The 17,231-nt window shown below is 33.0% G+C and carries 16 protein-coding genes; 7 read left to right on the top strand and 9 right to left on the bottom strand.

Going from position 1 to position 17,231, the window contains the following annotated elements:
* The first annotated feature begins 10 nt into the window (after positions 1-10).
* Positions 11-895 (top strand): pseudouridine synthase, encoded by an 885-nt coding sequence (locus DG435_RS23425; protein WP_106790695.1) that lies wholly within the window; start codon positions 11-13, stop codon positions 893-895.
* Positions 896-907: 12 nt separating this feature from the next.
* On the opposite strand, the gene DG435_RS23430 is transcribed toward DG435_RS23425, so the two are convergent.
* The 8 genes from DG435_RS23430 to DG435_RS23465 all read right to left on the bottom strand — a co-directional run bounded on the left by DG435_RS23430 (position 908) and on the right by DG435_RS23465 (position 10,735).
* Positions 908-1,735, bottom strand: a complete 828-nt coding sequence (locus DG435_RS23430; protein ID WP_106790696.1) for an alpha/beta hydrolase — start codon at positions 1,733-1,735, stop codon at positions 908-910.
* Between the two features lie 13 nt (positions 1,736-1,748).
* Positions 1,749-3,038, bottom strand: coding sequence for a mannosyltransferase (locus tag DG435_RS23435; RefSeq protein ID WP_369872391.1), 1,290 nt, complete (start codon positions 3,036-3,038; stop codon positions 1,749-1,751).
* Positions 3,039-3,145: 107 nt separating this feature from the next.
* Positions 3,146-4,618, bottom strand: coding sequence for a cellulose synthase family protein (locus DG435_RS23440; RefSeq protein WP_106790698.1), 1,473 nt, complete (start codon positions 4,616-4,618; stop codon positions 3,146-3,148).
* Positions 4,618-5,310, bottom strand: a complete 693-nt coding sequence (locus tag DG435_RS23445) for a glycosyltransferase family 2 protein (RefSeq protein WP_106790699.1) — start codon at positions 5,308-5,310, stop codon at positions 4,618-4,620. Before DG435_RS23445 ends, DG435_RS23440 begins: the two co-directional genes overlap by 1 nt.
* Entirely contained in the window at positions 5,311-5,793 is a 483-nt protein-coding gene (locus tag DG435_RS23450; RefSeq protein ID WP_159025409.1) for a toxin-antitoxin system YwqK family antitoxin, read from the bottom strand. It lies immediately after the preceding gene.
* Positions 5,794-5,946: 153 nt separating this feature from the next.
* A complete protein-coding gene (locus DG435_RS23455) occupies positions 5,947-7,548 on the bottom strand; it encodes a 4Fe-4S dicluster domain-containing protein (protein WP_106790701.1) in 1,602 nt (533 codons plus the stop codon).
* 78 nt (positions 7,549-7,626) lie between these two features.
* The gene (locus DG435_RS23460) at positions 7,627-8,928 is read right to left on the bottom strand and encodes an NAD(P)/FAD-dependent oxidoreductase (protein ID WP_106790702.1); all 1,302 of its coding nucleotides are present in this window, start codon (positions 8,926-8,928) and stop codon (positions 7,627-7,629) included.
* A 277-nt stretch (positions 8,929-9,205) separates the two neighbouring features.
* Positions 9,206-10,735, bottom strand: coding sequence for a T9SS type A sorting domain-containing protein (locus DG435_RS23465; RefSeq protein WP_159025410.1), 1,530 nt, complete (start codon positions 10,733-10,735; stop codon positions 9,206-9,208).
* Positions 10,736-10,986: 251 nt separating this feature from the next.
* Here DG435_RS23465 and DG435_RS23470 point away from each other — a divergent pair, with 251 nt between their 5' ends.
* From DG435_RS23470 to DG435_RS23485, 4 genes are all read left to right on the top strand, one after another.
* On the top strand, positions 10,987-11,697 hold the full coding sequence (locus DG435_RS23470; RefSeq protein ID WP_106790704.1) for a DUF547 domain-containing protein: 711 nt from the start codon (positions 10,987-10,989) through the stop codon (positions 11,695-11,697).
* Between the two features lie 106 nt (positions 11,698-11,803).
* The gene (locus DG435_RS23475) at positions 11,804-12,718 is read left to right on the top strand and encodes a hypothetical protein (protein ID WP_106790705.1); all 915 of its coding nucleotides are present in this window, start codon (positions 11,804-11,806) and stop codon (positions 12,716-12,718) included.
* Positions 12,719-12,762: 44 nt separating this feature from the next.
* The gene (locus tag DG435_RS23480; RefSeq protein ID WP_106790706.1) at positions 12,763-13,764 is read left to right on the top strand and encodes a glycoside hydrolase; all 1,002 of its coding nucleotides are present in this window, start codon (positions 12,763-12,765) and stop codon (positions 13,762-13,764) included.
* Positions 13,761-15,020, top strand: a complete 1,260-nt coding sequence (locus tag DG435_RS23485) for an FtsQ-type POTRA domain-containing protein (protein ID WP_106790707.1) — start codon at positions 13,761-13,763, stop codon at positions 15,018-15,020. Before DG435_RS23480 ends, DG435_RS23485 begins: the two co-directional genes overlap by 4 nt.
* A gap of 79 nt (positions 15,021-15,099) precedes the next feature.
* On the opposite strand, the gene DG435_RS23490 is transcribed toward DG435_RS23485, so the two are convergent.
* Complete coding sequence (locus tag DG435_RS23490; protein WP_106790708.1) at positions 15,100-15,294, bottom strand: hypothetical protein; 195 nt, start codon at positions 15,292-15,294, stop codon at positions 15,100-15,102.
* A 314-nt stretch (positions 15,295-15,608) separates the two neighbouring features.
* On the opposite strand from DG435_RS23490, the gene DG435_RS23495 reads away from it, so the two are divergent.
* Entirely contained in the window at positions 15,609-16,022 is a 414-nt protein-coding gene (locus DG435_RS23495) for a nuclear transport factor 2 family protein (RefSeq protein WP_199852605.1), read from the top strand.
* A gap of 173 nt (positions 16,023-16,195) precedes the next feature.
* On the top strand, positions 16,196-17,173 hold the full coding sequence (locus tag DG435_RS23500; RefSeq protein ID WP_106790710.1) for an alpha/beta fold hydrolase: 978 nt from the start codon (positions 16,196-16,198) through the stop codon (positions 17,171-17,173).
* Positions 17,174-17,231: the final 58 nt, after the last annotated feature.

Here is a 17,231-nt window from a genome sequence, read left to right on the forward strand (position 1 = left end):
AATTTAAGATATGAGTCGTGGAGATAATTCTGGTAAAGGGAAAACTAGCAGAAAACAGGAAGGAAAAGGAAAGAGCAAGTCAAATGCAAATGATAAAGGTAAATCTAATTATGGAAATAAACCTTATGTGAGGGGTAAGGCATTAGCAAAAAAAGCTAGTAATGCAGCACCAAAAAAACTCTCTGATTCTGATGAGATAAGGCTTAATAAATATGTAGCTAATTCTGGGGTTTGCTCCAGAAGAGATGCCGACTTGTATATTAAAACAGGAAGCGTATGGGTAAATGGTAAGCCCATTACCGAAATGGGATATAAAGTAAAACTTACCGATGAAGTTAAGTTTGATGGACGACTCATTACTCCTCATAAAAAAGAATATGTGCTTCTTAATAAGCCTAAAGGTTTCGTAACCAGCACTAGTCCCGAAAAAACTAAAACGGTAATGGATCTAGTAGCAAATGCATCTAAATCTGTGTTAAAACCGATAGGTAGACTAGAAAGAAATACAACTGGGTTATTACTCTTTACCAATGATGTAGATTTAGAAAAGAAACTAACACATCATAAAAGTGGAGTTCGTAAAATATTTCATGTAGAATTAGAACGTAATCTAAAATTTGAAGATCTTCAAAAGATAGAGAAAGGAATCAAATTAGAAGAAGGTTTTATAAATGTAGATGAAATCTCTTATATAGAAGGTGCTTCTAAAAATGAAATTGGGATTCAGTTACAATCTGCTAAAAATGGAATTATCCATAAACTATTCGAACACCTTAATTACAGTGTTGTGAAATTAGATAGAGTAATCTTTGCAGGATTAACCAAAAAAGATTTACCTCGTGGCCACTGGAGAATACTTACAGAACAAGAAGTGATTAACCTTAGGATGATGTAAAGAATTTACAATTTAATACTGCTCTAACAAACCTTTTAGCTCATCGTAGTATTGCTTTGTGATATAGATACCATTATGACCAGCACCCTTGATCATTGTATGTTTGATTTTATCTGGATATAATGCTTCTAGTCGTTTAGAGTTTTCTTCTGGTTTGATTAGAAAGTCATGAGTGCCATGAAAGATTCGAATAGGACAGGTAACATCTTTTAAGAATTTATAGGAAGGAATCTCATAATTGATAAGCATTTTTGGCACCGGAGCAATACTTGCTATAAAATCATTCCAGGCATAGTATGGGGCTTCCAGTATAAGGAGTTTTGGGTTGTTTTTTGCTGCAGTATAGGCGGCAAACCCCGTTCCTAGAGAAAACCCTAAAACAATAATGTTTTTTTCATCATATCGTGTTTTTGCATAGTTATAGACTTTTTGGGCATCGTTATATAGTTCTGATTCTTCTTCGTAAAAACTATCACTTTTTCCATATCCTCTGTAATCGACAAATAGAATGTCAAATTTGTTTTCTGTGTATAAAGAAGCACGTCTCCCCCATTCATGAATTGCTCCGGCATTACCATGAAAATATAAAATAAGACCTTTACTGGTAGTATCTGTTTTAAAAAGCAATGCATTAAGAGTAATATCTTTTTCTACTTGAATATTGATCTCTTCAAAAGGCTGGTCAAAAGAATATACATAGTTTTTTTCCAAAATTTTTGGGTTAAAGAAAAAACGCTCTTGTCTTAGATATAAAAACAGGTATCCAGAAAGAATCAGGATAACAATAAATACTATAAATCTTGCAAATCTACGACCTATTTTCCTGAAATTAATTTTCAAAATTGATATGCTTTTATGAGTTGTTTTTTAATGTATTATGGATTCTATTTCGATAGGCCTTTACAATCTCTATACTAAAGATAGTAAAAACAAAAAGATACTCAAGCCCTACCATCCATAGGTTTTCTTTAAAATCAGGATGAAGATACGCGGTGTAGCTAAAAATAACGACAAAAGACCAAATAATCGGAAATCTGTAATTTGTAAATACACAAAGTGATAGCGGAACAGCTATATACCAGGGATGTACCGTAGTCGATAAGAAATAGTAGATACAAATACCTAAAAGCATACCTGTAATTAGTTGTAGAGTGCTTCGATTGTTTCTAAAGAAGGTTAGGGCTAAAAGAAACACTATGACTATCAGGGGTAAAATTTTACCAGTAGTCTCAATGATATTCCACCCTACAACTTGATATCCAATCCAACGAATAATAAAGTAAATACTGGCATTAAATTCGAAAGTCTGAAACCAAAGGGTAATTGTTTTGCTAAAATTAGCTAAGAATTCTCCAGATAAGAAAGGAGCAAAAATTAGAAGGCATGTACCTATAATTATACTATAAAAACCAATTAGTTTTGGTAGCCCAATAGTAAAACTGGATTTATTGACCCCTTTTTGTTTATCAAGAATAAATTTCTGAAAAAATAAAGGTAAAAATAATAGAGGGATTAGTTTCACCGAAACAGAAAGTGCCAGGACAACCGCAGCCCAGTACCAATAGCCTTTATGTAAAAGATATAATGACCATATGATAAAAAATACCATAACAGCTTCAAAATGAAGGTTACCTGTAAGTTCTATAATGATAAAAGGATTAAGAATATACCAGAAGATTCTTTCCTTGGGTAGATTAAATGATTGTAATAACTTTCTTCCGAAGAAAAATGTACCGATATCTGCTAAGATGATAAGTACTCTAAATACCATTGCAGACCCTAAAATACTTTTACTGGCAAACAAGGATGCGATAAAGTAACAAAACTGACTTACGGGAGGGTAATTAGTATAATGACTTCCGTTAAGTGTTCCCATGCCAGTATATAATTCCTGTGCTTGCGCAATTGGAGCATCTCCTTGTGCTATCCATACCTCGGGAAGAGATAAATAAGGATTAAAACCTTCTAAGAGCATACGCCCATCCCATATAAATCGATAAAAATCCTGGGATAAATTGGGTATGGCAAATAAAAAGACCACCCGAAATAATAATGCAGTAATGGCCAGTAGTTTCCAATTACCAGGGTTGAGTTGAATGATTTTATAAGAAACAAAAAATAGGGCAGTCCAAAGACTGATCATTTTAATAAAATCTGTTCGCTCTAACTGATAAGAAAAACTCCAGTAAAAAAGTAAGCCAGCAACAATAAGGAGGATGGAAAATCGATTATATTTCCATTGCTGAAACATTAAAATTTAGATGTTACAGATTTAAAGAATACAAATCCAAATCCAAGAAATAACATGATGTGAAACAAGAATAGTCCAAAATCCTGAAGTTCAAAAGCACTGTATAAAGCAAAACCAAAATATCCCATAAGTAATGCTTCTATAATAGTGTTTCCAGAAATATTTTTGTTAATATATTTATTTTCTTTCCAGGAACCTTTGAACGACTCGATATTAAATTTTGGAGTACGTATAAATTCACTTTTTTTCCCAAAATGACCTTCAAGAACTGCCATAGAATTATGAACAGAGAAGCCCATTGCAATAGAGAAAAAAGTAAAGAACATTTTTATGTATTCCATAAAATTCCAGAACCCTTTACCATGAATCTTTTTAAAAGTAAACCAGTAGCAAAAGAAAAATATAACAGTACTTAAGGCAAAAAATGCAATGACATTAAAATACCAGCTAAATAATGGATTACTATTTTTAATATACATTACCGGAACACTTAATACAGCAACCAATAATACTAATAAGAACATACTACTGTTCAATAAGTGAAAAAAGCTATGAAACTTGGTTTTAAAAGGAACGGTTTTGTCTTTAAGCATTTTCCAGTACAACTTCTGAAAATTCTCTGCAGCACCTTTATTCCACCTAAATTGTTGTGATCTGGCCGCACTAATAACTACAGGTAATTCTGCTGGAGTCTCTACTTCTTCAAGATATTTAAACTTCCACTTTTTTAATTGTGCTCTATAACTTAAGTCCAGATCTTCGGTTAATGTATCTCCTTGCCAGTTTCCGGCATCTTCAATACAAGTCTTTCTCCAAACACCAGCTGTACCATTAAAATTAATAAAGTGATCCTTATAATTACGACCTACCTGCTCCATAGTAAAATGAAAATCCAAAGCAAATGCCTGAATTTTGGTAAGCATTGAGTAATCTCTATTAATATGTCCCCATCGGGTTTGTACTACACCTATATTTTGATCTTTAAAATATGGGATAGTTTGCAGTAGCCAATTCTTACCAGGTAAAAAATCTGCATCAAAAATGGCTATATATTCACCTTTGGCAACTTTAAGTCCTTCTTTTAGTGCTCCGGCTTTAAATCCGGTTCGATCTTCACGGCAAATGTGTTGTATGTCTAAACCTGTTTGTTGTAGCTTTTCTATATGTGCAGCAGTAGTAATAACAGACTCATCTGTAGAATCATCCAATACTTGGATCTCTAATTTATCTTTTGGATAATCAAGTTCGGCAATGTTATCCAATAAACGATCCATTACATATAATTCATTATATACTGGTAACTGAACAGTAACATGCGGAATTTCTTCTTTTTTAGAAAAATCAAAAGTAGGTGAATTATCGGCTTGCTTTCGAGACTTCAGGTAGTTAAAAAGTAGATTCAGCTGCGCCAGACTATACATAAATATGATTAGTAAGGCTAGTGTGTAGGTTATGATGATAGCAATATCCATTACGTAAAGCTATATTTAAAAATCCAACTTAAAATCTTAACGCCTGCAAATATAGCACCTTTTATGGTTCCTGAAACTTTTGAGACACCAATTCTCTTTTTGTAATGCACCGGGACTTCGGTATAGTTATAACGTTTCTTTAACACTTTTAATTGCATTTCTACAGTCCACCCATAGGTTTTATCGATCATCTCAAGGGCTAATAGTTTATCATACTTAATGGCTCTAAAAGGCCCGAGATCTGTGAATTTTGCACCAAAAAAAAGTTTCATTAATCCTGTCGCCAACCAGTTTCCGAAAATTTGAGGAGATGTCATAGAACCTGCTTCCCGTAGATGTTTGACTCTAGATCCAATAACTAAATCCATATTTTGATCTATAATAGGTGCAACTATTTGAGTAAGCTCAGCAGGATAATCACTATAATCACCATCTAAAAATACGATGATATCTGGTTTAACATCTTTTGATGCTATATATTCCATTCCTTTCAGACATGCATAACCATATCCTTTTTGCTTTTCTTTTAGCACGGTGGCTCCTGCTTTTTTTGCAACATTTTCGGTTTGATCTGTAGAATTATTGTTCACCACAATAACCTCAGAAACGATATCCGGAATTTCTTTGATTACATGTGCTATGGAATCTTCTTCGTTAAAAGCAGGTATGATTACGTTTATAATAGGAGGCATTTATAAGGAAGCGTTAGGATTGTCTCTTTTAAAACTAAAAATATCAGTCCACTCACCGGTTTTCTTATCATTGATATAGCGTTCGGCTTTAAAAAGTTTGTTGTTTTTATACAATAGACAGTATCCTTCTTTTTTGTTATTTTTATATTGATATTTTCGAGTTATTTCGGCTGCAATATCGTAAATAATCCACCATTTCTCGGCTTTATCGTTTACAAAATGCCCTTCTTTCAACAATTTACTGTTTTCTGAATAAAAATACCAGTATCCATTTTTTTTGTTATTTCTGAAATGTCCTTCTTTTGATACTTTTCCATTAGGATGATAAAAATGCCAAAAATCTACCTTGTACTCTCCTGATTTCCACCCTTCAGCTTTAAGTATACCATTAGTATAATATTCATAATGATATTCTTTTTGAGCTATGATTTGATTTCCAGAAAAGGAAAACATAACTAAAAGGATACAAAGCTTTTGAATCATGGTTACAGTTTTATATGAACTCTTAGACGAAAACAAATATTCATACTAACATTTTTTTTAATTATTTGATTAAAAAAAGCCATATCAGAGTTGGATTCTAGATATGGCTTTTATTGTGTATAGTATATATTCTAACTCAATTTGATTTGAGAATTACTTTTTATTTACAAAATCCATCAAATCTACATCGTTACCTAGTAAAATTTCATTAGAATTGATACGGCCGTCTAATGTATCATTCTCTAGTTTTAGTACTCCACGTGGGCAAACTGCAGAACAAACTCCGCAACCTACACAGCTGGATCGCACTATATTTTCACCTTTTTGGGCATATGCACGTACATCAATTCCCATTTCGCAATAGGTAGAGCAATTCCCACAAGATATACATTGCCCCCCATTGGTGGTAATTCTAAATTTAGAAAATAAACGTTGTTGAAACCCAAGAATTGCAGCCATAGGACAACCAAATCTACACCATGCCCGGTTACCCAAAATAGGGTAGAAACCAGTACCGATAACACCAGAAAATATAGAACCAATATATAGTCCGTATGCAGATCTAAGGCTTCCGGATTTAATAAAAAACACTTCGTTTGTAGTACCGGTATAATGCATTACCAGGAATGAAATTATGATAACAAAGTATCCAATCGCACCGTATCTGGCATCTTTACCTAACTCTTTTCTTTTAAAAATCATCACGACAGAAAAAACAAGAGTCAGGATAGTGGCTGCCCCGGCAAGGAAAGTACCTCGGGTTAACCAGTATTTATTTGGATCACTACCCAGATATGTATATATCATGGCCATAGTCATCACTACAGAAAAGACTAAAACGGTATGGATTAACCAACGTTCTAGTTTCCAGGCACTCAATTTTTTACTGGATAATTGTCTGAAAGAATCTCCCGCAGTTTCTGCTAGTCCACCACAACCACAAACCCAGGAACAGTACCATCTTTTTCCAAATTTGTAGGTTAAAATAGGACTGATTACAAATATAGTGACCACCCCAAAAATTAGCATCCCCAGACCAAGGTTTTGGGATGATAAAAGACCATCAAGAGACCATCCATCAAATAGATAATAATTAAGAGGCCACATACTTTTTAAATCGTAATAAGGAAGATTGTAGTCTGGACTAGTATTTAATCTTGCCATAAACTCTGGAATCAGAAATGCAAATCCAAGTTGAAAAAACATCACCGAAACAGTTCGTATCTGCTGATAACGATTGTGTCTGTATTTTAGAATAAATTTATATCCAAAAGCAATAATGGCAATAGTATATAACGTTCCGTATACAAACCATTGGCTTGCAGGGTTGCCACTTAAAATTCTACTTAGAGGATCGAATAAAGCTACTAATCCTGTATTGGCTTCACCATTAGTACCTAACCCGAGTAGTTCTGCATAAAAATATAATACAATATAAAAAGCGGTTAGCCCTACACCCGTGAGCCATCCCAAAATACCTCGAGATGAGATAGATTTAAACCAGACTCCATCATTTTTGATTCCTTCTAGCTTTTTTAAGTATATATCGTTTGCAAACAATATGGTACCTGCTGTAATTAATACTAGAGAAAGAGTTAAAAACACTCCCTGATTCGGGAAATTAGTATTAAAAATGGCAAGAGCCAAAATAAAGAGTCCAACCAAGCCTATGGCTAGAGCTATTTTTTGCTGTATTGAAACCCCTTTGGTATTAGGATTTGCAAGAGACATGCTATGATCTAATTTGTTACTCATCGTATATATTTTAGTCGGACTTCACAAGAAATATTAAAACAAGTTTAGTACAAGCCTGTGAGGTCTATAATTTATTTTTTAAGTGGTTTGAAGCTGTGATTTTTTATAAGCTGAAAGAATATCAGACTCATAGACCGAATAGAATTCTGGATCAAAATTGGCTTCTGCAAGATGCTGCATCACATAATTCACATCTCTTTTTTCTGTAAGCCAACGATCAAAAACTTCGTGACGCATTCTGATTCCAAATGTATTGATACCTAAAAACTCTGCGGTTTCTTTATGATAGGATACTGTAATACATTTGGTATCATCCTCATGTATCCAATGAAACTGCTGTTCGTATTCTTGTGCTCTTCCAAATACCCAACCATAAGTTTGATATTCGATATCAAGAAATTTTGCACTATTAAACCAATGTCCTGGTTTGTATTCGGTTTTGTTTCCGCAGATAGTCTGTGCTAGTGTTTCTCCCATCATACGGCCGGTATACCAAACGGCTTCAATAGGACGTCGATTCCCTATGGCTTCGTGTTGTTCTGCACAATCACCAATAGCATAAATGTTGGGGATATTGGTTTCGAGAAATCTATTCACTTTTACACCTCGACCTAGTTCGATACCAGAATCTTTTAAGAAATCTACATTGGGAGACACACCTGGTGTTAATCCAACAACATTACAATCAATGACTTCTCCTGTTTCTTGCACGACTACAGCTTTGACTTTGCCGTTATCATCAGCAACTATTTCTTTTAAGTTTACACCTAATCTAAGGTCTATATGATGATTTTGGATATGTCTATTAATCATTCCGCTTTCACCAGCAGGTAAGACAGCATCCCAAAAGCTATTTTCGCGTACCAAAAATGTAACCGGAATATTACGAGAATGAAGCATTTCTGCCAATTCTATACCGATTAATCCTCCTCCAACAATTACAGCACGGTTACATACTTTATTATTGGGGGCGTGTTTTTCTAGATTTTCAAGGTCTTGTTTATGATACATACCCATCACTCCATCAAGATCCTGACCTGGCCAACCAAATTTATTGGGTTTAGAACCTACTGCAATAATAAGTTTATCATATGCCATAACTTCTCCACTCGCAAATACAAGCTCATTAGCCTGGTGATTAACTTCGGAAACAAAACCATTTTTAAGTTCGATTCTGTTTTTCTCCCAAAACCAGTTTTCATAAGGTTGAGTATGTTCGAATTTCATATGTCCCATATAAATATACATAAGAGCAGTACGCGAAAAGAAATATTCGGTCTCGGCAGAAATGATAGTGATTTTTTTGTCAGACATTTTACGTATATGCCTGGCAGCAGTAACTCCCGAAATTCCATTTCCAATAATTGCAATGTGTTCCATAAATGATAATTGTAGGTTGTCAATATTTACTAAGAAGTGAACACTTCGGTCAGTAAGTCGTATATAAATATAAGAACTTAAATAGCTGGATTAATTTAGAATGAATCTAAAAACCGATGATTTTGTAAGGGTCGCTGCTTTATATCGAACAGGAGGGATGTGTTTATGGTACCATAAAAAACTGCCTGAGAAAAAGCTTCTCAGGCAGTTTTATTTTTTTTGTTTACCCTAGGTTTTATACCAAATTGAATTTGGTATTAGTACTTCTGGATATTTTTTATTGCTTTACTATTTTACGAGTAATCACTCGATCCTTGGTTATTATTTTTATAGTATACACTCCTGTTTTGTAGGCACTCATATCAATAGAAACTACGCCTTTGTTATCTGTGATACGTTTTTGGGTACTACTTCTCCCATTGTTTAATGCTGTTAAGGCTATAGTAACAGGTGATTTTTCTACTTGACCAGTTTGTATGTACAGTATATTTTGAACTGGATTAGGATAGGTTATGATCTTTTTTTGATTAAGCCCTTCTTTTTTTGCTGTTCTGGAAATAGCTCTGGATTTTTCTGGACAAAATTCTGTTTTTGGATCTTTTAACCACGTAGCTCCATTTGTTGGATGTCCTACTATACAATCAATAGAATTTTGTCGAGCATCCATATAGTTTAATTTACTATTATTAGATGCTATTAGACTTGTTAATTTATTTCTAAAACAATTTAATGCCCCCAATTTGATATTCTTACTTACATCTAGACTCTTTAATTCATTATTAGAACAATTTAAGTATTCCAATTTGGTATTCTTACTTACGTTTAGGCTTGTTAATTTATTGGTAGAACAATATAATGTCTTCAATTTGGTATTCTTACTTAAGTTTAAACTGGTTAGTTTACTGGTAGCACAATATAACTCCTTCAATTTGGTATTTTTGCTCACGTTTAGACTAGTTAGATTATTTCTGCCACATGCTAATCGCTCCAAAGAAGTATTTTTGCTTACGTCTAGACTGGTTAGATTATTATCATAAGCATCTAAGGTTGTCAATTTAGTATTCTTACTTGTGTTTAAGTTTTTTAATTTATTATTATAAGCATATAAGTATATCAATTTAGTGCTCTTACTTATGTTTAAGCTTTTTAATTCATTACTATGACAATTTAATTGCTCTAATTTAGTACTGTTACTTATATCTAATTGTGTTAGTTTATTATTTTCACAATACAACGTTTTTAATTCTTTTTGCCTGCTTAGTTTTAGTTCGGTTATCTTATTATTACGACAATTCAATTCCAGTAATTTCCTACTATTAGGTAAAAACAACTTGTTTAACTTATTGTTACTACAATATAATGCGATCAAATCACGACTAAGTATTGTTAGTGATTCTAGTTTGTTGTAGCTACATCCTATACTTTTTAATTTGATGTTTTTGCTAAGATCTAAATTGGTTACTTTATAGTTCTTATAGAAAAATAATGTTTTTAATTTGGTGTTTTTGCTAAGATCGAGTTCTCTGATACTAGTTTTGCTAACCGATAAGCCTGTAATATTTTTAAAAGCATCTATACCAATAAGATTAGATATTGGACCACCAGAAACTCTTATATGACCTGTATACGCTTGAGCTTCACTAACTTCTATTTTGCCATTGTTGTTGGTATCAATATTGTGATTTCGTAATAATGCTTGTTTAAATTTAGTATCAGGAATAATAACTTCCTGTGCTTGTAATGAAAGGGTAAGGGTTACTAATGCAATACAGCTACATACCCATTTTTTTTGTGTTAATACGATCATGATTTTGGTTTTTTTGTTGAACGACGAATTTAGATAGGTGGGTGACGATGTATGTCCTGATTCCTTGATTATAAAAGAATCAGGACACATTGAGATCTATGATCTGGGAGCTATGTAGAAAAATAAAATCTAAAATTGTTTGTAAGTTGATGATTTGCCATTCGACTGAATGCCCATTACCAAGGTAAATTTTAACAATTTAAAATACGATAAATTCAGTTTTTTGATGGAACTGATCAATAAGGTAAAGGATGAAAAAAATAACAATGCTATTAGTTCTTCTCTCAATTCAATTTGGGTTTTCGCAAAGTAATACAGCGTTTTTTACTAAAGCAGATAGCTTTTTTAAAACCTATGTATCTAACGGAAGAATTGATTATAAAACCATTAAAAAAGACCCATCTTCGTTAGAAGAATTATTAAGAATAGCTGCAAATGTAAAGGTTACTACGAGTGATGCTAAGACCTATCAGGCTTTTTATATCAACGCGTATAACTTGGCAGTAATAAAAGGGATAGTAGATAAATACCCAACAAAATCACCATTAGATATTAAAGGTTTTTTTGATAAAACCACCTATACATTAGGAGGTAAAAAAACAACACTTAATGATCTGGAAAATAAGATCCTTCGTAAAAATTTCCCAAAAGAAGCTCGATTTCACTTTGTGTTAGTTTGTGCAGGTCTAGGTTGTCCACCGATTATACCTTCGGCATATAAGCCTTCAACATTAGAAGATCAATTACAACGCCAAACGGTAAAAGCTTTAAATAACCCTAATTTTATTAAAGTGAAGGGTAATAAAGTACGGCTATCACAAATTTTTGAATGGTATAAGGGAGATTTTACTCAGAATGGATCAGAGGTGGATTTTGTAAATAAATTCCGAAAAGAGAAAATTCCGGCAAAAGCCAAAGTATCATATTACTCCTATGATTGGAGCTTAAATCAAGTTAAATAATCACAATTATTTCAACATAATCTTTAACAATAAATAAGAATTTTTATCAAAGTTTTTTATATCAAAGCTACTTTGAAAGAGGATACTTATGTAAAAAAAAGCAATAATGAAAACCAAAAGAATACTAATAACAACAATAAGTCTTTTTATTCTGACTATAGGGTTTGCACAGGACGAGGATTCGGGAAAGTCAAATATTCAGGAGTTTACACCTTCAAAACTTTTAAAGAAAGGACAATGGGATATCAAGTTTTTTAATAGCATATATACGCAAACGGAACAAACCGACTCGGGATCTAAATCGGTAACTATAGATAGACAAACTTTTTTTACAAATACTACTGAAATATTTACTGGGATTAGTAAAAATTCTAGAGTGAATGTTGGACTTATTTTTCAGGTAAGAGCAAATACTTATGGAGGAGCAGGAGCATTAGAGGTACTGAGTTTTAAAGATAATACTACGGATGCCAGAAGTGGGCTTACTACAATTGCACCGTCAATAAGAATACAGCCTTTTAAAAATGTAGCAAACTTTTCTTTTACCAGTTCGTTTTTCATCCCTGTGTTTGAAGATGTTCCAAATGCACCTTATTTAGATAAAAGAAGTTTTTTCTGGGAGACTAAGTTTTTCTATGATAAAACTTTTGGGGGTAATAAATGGCAGATTTTTACAGAAGCAGATTTAGGATATAATTTTGGAGAAAAGTCAGTAGATGCTGATCCAACTAGTGAAAATATATCAGAACGATTCGCAAATAATAGTTTGTTTGTGCCATTAAGTGCTTTTTTAAGTTATTTCCCAAGCTCAAAATCTACAATTTTTGTAAATGCTCAACAGGCTTTTTTGTTTGATTTAGGAAATGATTTTGATCAGGATTATACGCAGTTAGGATTTGGTGGTAAATATCAACTTACTGAAGTTCTTAACTTAGAAGCATCCTTCGGTAAGATTGTTAGAGGAAATAATTTTCAAGGATTAGGGCAAACATTTAGTTTAGGTTTAAGAGCGTTATTCTAGAATACTAGTATAAAAATTGTATTTTCAGCAGTAAAAAAAAGAGCATGAAAAATATTTTTCTACTGTTGTTAGCCTTTATTTTTTGTACGTGTTCTGGACAGGGACCTAAGATTAATGGAGTTAGTTTTGTAGGTTCTCCAGAGGAGATTACCTCTGCAGAGATTGATCCTGTTGTAGAAGTCAATGCCAATTGGGCTGCAGTGATGCCTTTTGGGTTTATAAAAAATTTAGAGACTCCCACTGTAGTTTTTAATATCGAAAGACAATGGTGGGGAGAGCGAAGAGACGGAGCCAAAAAAACAATTGAATTACTGCATAATAGAGAAATTAAGGTGATGCTAAAACCTCAAATTTGGGTGTGGAGAGGAGAGTTTACAGGTAATATCAGTATGAAATCTGAGGAAGACTGGAAAACACTCGAAAAATCATACGAAGATTTTATATTACTCTATGCAATATTGGCAGAAGAGATGCAGGTTCCTATACTTTGTATTGGTACGGAGTTGCATACGTTTGTTCAGAAAAGACCTGAGTTTTGGAATCATTTGATTACCAAAATACGATCGGTATATAAAGGAAAATTAACCTATGCAGAAAACTGGGATCAGTTTGATAAAGCACCTTTTTGGGATCAACTGGATTATATAGGTGTAGATGCTTATTTTCCAATTTCTCATAGTAAAACGCCAACGGTAGAAGAGTTTAAGAAAGGATGGCAAAAACATAAAAGTGATATTATCACATTACAAACTAAAATAAAGAAACCTGTTTTATTTACAGAATATGGCTATCGAAGTGTTCATTTTACAGGAAAAGAACCTTGGGATTCTAGTCGTATCGATGGTAAAGTTGATCTCGATGGGCAAAATAATGCATTGACGGCTTTGTATCAGGAATTTTGGAATGAACCTTGGTTTGCTGGTGGATTTCTTTGGAAATGGTACCATAATCACAATAAAGTTGGAGGAGAGCGTAATAATCGATTTACTATACAAAATAAACCTTCAGAACAACTAATAAAAGAGTTTTACTCAACAAACAAATGAATTTTTCTCGAATTGTTTTCATCATATTTTTTACTACTTGTTTTGCCTTTGGGCAAAATAAAGTAGTTTCCGAAATACGTATACAAGGAAATAAAAAGACCAAAACCTCGGCTATCACAAAACTCACCAATATTGAGCAAGGAAAAGCCCTGGATTCTTTACAGATCGAGGCAGATATTAAAAGATTAAAAAGGTTACCTTCTATTGCACATGCCTATTATCAGGTGTATGAAAAAGAAGAAGGCTATGAGGTAGTTTATGGGATAGAAGAAAATTTTACGATCATCCCTTCTGCCAATCTCTATACGACCAATAATGATGAGTTTGCCTTTAGAGTGGGATTATATGAGTTTAATTTATTTGGCCAAAATATAGTTCTGGGAGGATTGTATCAAAATGATATTTATAGTTCGTATGGAGCAAATCTAAGAGCACCATTTTTATTTAGTAAGAAATTAGGAATAGCCTTTAATTATAGTAACCTCACTACCGAAGAACCGGTGTTTCTAGAAAATGGTACTGCAGATTATAAGTATAACAATACCTCGTATGAAGTATTAGGGTTATATCAATTTAATCTTCAGAATCGAATCGAGTTGGGTGTGAATTACTTTAATGAAGATTATACATACAAACGTGGTGCCACTGAAGCAGGAATACCACAAGATTTTGATGTTAATAAGCTATTGTATAAGCTAATATACGAATACGATAATCTGGATTATGATTACCAATATGTATCGGGATTTAAAAGCACATTAAATGCACAATACGTGGTGAGTACCGAAAACGTCTTACCCGATTTTCTTATTGGGTGGAACGATTTTTTATACCATAAAAGAATAGGTAAAAAAGGAAATTGGTCTTCCAGATTACGATTAGGGTTAGCAAGCAATGATGATTCTCCATTTGCACCGTTTGCAGTAGATAATAACCTTAATATTAGAGGAGTTGGCAACACTATTGATCGAGGAACTGGGGTGATTGTCCTTAATACCGAATATAGACACACATTGTATGAAAAAGATTGGTTTGTGTTGCAAAGCAATGTCTTTGTAGATGGAGGAAGTTGGCGTAATCCCGGAGGAGATTTTGGAGATTTTGGAGATTCTCAAAATTTCAGAATATATCCAGGTGTAGGTTTACGTTTTATGCATAAACGAATTTTTAATGCCATTTTTAGAATCGATTATGGGCATGGAGTTACAGACGATGCTACCAAAGGATTTGTATTTGGGATTGGGCAGTATTTTTAATAATCTAGGCTTATCCAATATAGAAAAGGGCTTGACTTTAAATAAACCAAACCCTATTACTTAGTGGGATTAGTAGTTACTAAAAATCATCTAAGCATTGATGCACTAATGGAGACCCCATACAACAACCATTGAATAATGAACCACCACCACAAAAGGTACATATTTCAGGAGGATATGTTTGGCAATTTCCTGCTCGACCTCCATTAACAGATTGTTGCTCATCTTTACTTAATTTTTGAGCACCATTTAAATTCAAAATGTTTTTTAACATAATTAAGGTTTTAAAAATATAATTTTCCCTGAACAGTTAAAGACATTCAGGTTTATGTCTATTCTTGCAAGAATTTTTTTAATGCTAGTATAGGCTGAAGTTTTAGTTTATTAGTTTTTAAAAGAAGTGAATTTCTGATTAAAAATCGCCTTTTTGTACCCATACGCACCTATTCGTTAAAAAGAAGTTAATTAATTACCGAACGTTTGGTAAAAAACTATATGTTTCTATATTTGCACTCGTATTAGAAGTGAGATACGAAGTTTAAACAGGTTCAATTACTGAAAATAATAAACACCAAAACCCGAATTATTATGGAACAGAAATTTCCGTTACCTCCGTTTTCAGAAGAAACGGCAAAACAAAAAGTACAAATGGCAGAAGATGCCTGGAATACAAAAGACCCAGAAAAAGTTAGCATGGCCTATACTATTGATAGCGAGTGGAGAAACAGAGATCATTTTTTGAAAGGAAGAGATAAAATCGTTGCGTTTCTTACCCAGAAATGGGAAAAAGAACTCACCTATACATTAAAGAAAGAGTACTGGGCACATACAGATAATCGTATAGCAGTAAGATTTGAATATGAGTATGAGAATGAAACAGGAGATTGGTATAGAGCATACGGAAATGAAATGTGGGAATTTGACGTAAATGGTTTAATGAAAAAGAGATATGCAAGTATCAATGATATTGCTATAACCAAAGGAGAGAGAAAGTATATTTAGAAATTACCACGGTAAGAAACAAAATAGATCTTGGTGGGTTATCTAAACAAACATAGAATTCGTTAAAATATAACAGAAAAGAAAAAATAGTAAGGTTACTATTTTTTTATATAATAATATTACCGAACGTTCGGTAATAAAAATTGAATTACTAACATTACACTTTTAGAATCATGAGAACAATAAAAATCACATTAGGAATTGCAGTACTTGCAATGATTACACTAACAATGTATTCATTTACTAAGAATTTAGAAACGGAAAACAAGGATACTAAATCACGACATACATCAACACTATATAAAACTGTTGAAGTAAATGGATTGGATATATTTTACAGAGAAGCAGGGGCAAAAAATAGGCCTACCATTCTATTATTGCATGGATACCCTACATCATCCCATATGTTTAGAAACCTGATTGTAGATCTGGCAGATGATTATCATATTTTAGCACCGGATTACCCAGGGTACGGAAGATCAGAACAACCATTACTATCCGAATTTGACTATACTTTTGATAATATGGCTACTATTATTGAAGGCTTTTTGGCTACACTAAAAGTGAAGAAGTTTAGTATATATCTTATGGACTATGGTGCTCCTGTAGGGTTTAGAATTGCGTCTAAATACCCTAATCGTATAGAGTCACTAATCATTCAAAATGGTAACGCTTACAATGAAGGTATTGGTGAATTTTGGAATCCTCTTAAAGCATATTGGAATGACCCATCGGTTAAAAATGGTAAGGCTTTAGAAGGTTTTCATAAGATAGAAGGATTAAAGTGGCAATATACCCAAGGTGTTCAGGAGGTTAATAAGATTAGTCCTGATAATTGGGAAATTGATTTACAGCATTTAACACGAAAAGAGAATAATGAGATTCAACTGGCTATGTTTTATGATTACAGAACTAATATTCCATTATACCCTAAATGGCAAAAATACTTACGAGATTATCAACCACCCACATTAATTGTTTGGGGTAAAAATGATCATATTTTTCCAGCCGAAGGTGCATATCCTTATAAGAAAGATTTAAAAAATATAGAATTTCATTTATTAGATACTGGGCATTTTGCATTAGAAGAAAAAGGAGACGAAATTGCAAATTATATGCTTAGTTTTTTAAAGAAAAACAATATTAGATAAGATATTTTAGTAATTAATAAACGGTTCCTTCTATACATATAAAAGGAATCGTTTCTTT

The organism is Aquimarina sp. Aq78 (genome assembly GCF_900299525.1).
Classification (GTDB): Bacteria; Bacteroidota; Bacteroidia; order Flavobacteriales; family Flavobacteriaceae; genus Aquimarina.

Excerpts from the sequence above, each read along its gene's own strand:
- DG435_RS23490 (WP_106790708.1), bottom strand. The coding sequence starts at position 15,294 with ATGTTAAAAAACATTTTGAATTTAAATGGTGCTCAAAAATTAAGTAAA.
- DG435_RS23445 (WP_106790699.1), bottom strand. The coding sequence starts at position 5,310 with ATGCCTCCTATTATAAACGTAATCATACCTGCTTTTAACGAAGAAGAT.
- DG435_RS23440 (WP_106790698.1), bottom strand. The coding sequence starts at position 4,618 with ATGGATATTGCTATCATCATAACCTACACACTAGCCTTACTAATCATA.
- DG435_RS23485 (WP_106790707.1), top strand. The coding sequence starts at position 13,761 with ATGAATTTTTCTCGAATTGTTTTCATCATATTTTTTACTACTTGTTTT.
- DG435_RS23500 (WP_106790710.1), top strand. The coding sequence starts at position 16,196 with ATGAGAACAATAAAAATCACATTAGGAATTGCAGTACTTGCAATGATT.
- DG435_RS23465 (WP_159025410.1), bottom strand. The coding sequence starts at position 10,735 with ATGATCGTATTAACACAAAAAAAATGGGTATGTAGCTGTATTGCATTA.
- DG435_RS23450 (WP_159025409.1), bottom strand. The coding sequence starts at position 5,793 with ATGATTCAAAAGCTTTGTATCCTTTTAGTTATGTTTTCCTTTTCTGGA.
- DG435_RS23460 (WP_106790702.1), bottom strand. The coding sequence starts at position 8,928 with ATGGAACACATTGCAATTATTGGAAATGGAATTTCGGGAGTTACTGCT.
- DG435_RS23475 (WP_106790705.1), top strand. The coding sequence starts at position 11,804 with ATGAAAACCAAAAGAATACTAATAACAACAATAAGTCTTTTTATTCTG.
- DG435_RS23425 (WP_106790695.1), top strand. The coding sequence starts at position 11 with ATGAGTCGTGGAGATAATTCTGGTAAAGGGAAAACTAGCAGAAAACAG.
- DG435_RS23470 (WP_106790704.1), top strand. The coding sequence starts at position 10,987 with ATGAAAAAAATAACAATGCTATTAGTTCTTCTCTCAATTCAATTTGGG.
- DG435_RS23480 (WP_106790706.1), top strand. The coding sequence starts at position 12,763 with ATGAAAAATATTTTTCTACTGTTGTTAGCCTTTATTTTTTGTACGTGT.
- DG435_RS23455 (WP_106790701.1), bottom strand. The coding sequence starts at position 7,548 with ATGAGTAACAAATTAGATCATAGCATGTCTCTTGCAAATCCTAATACC.
- DG435_RS23495 (WP_199852605.1), top strand. The coding sequence starts at position 15,609 with ATGGAACAGAAATTTCCGTTACCTCCGTTTTCAGAAGAAACGGCAAAA.
- DG435_RS23435 (WP_369872391.1), bottom strand. The coding sequence starts at position 3,038 with ATGATCAGTCTTTGGACTGCCCTATTTTTTGTTTCTTATAAAATCATT.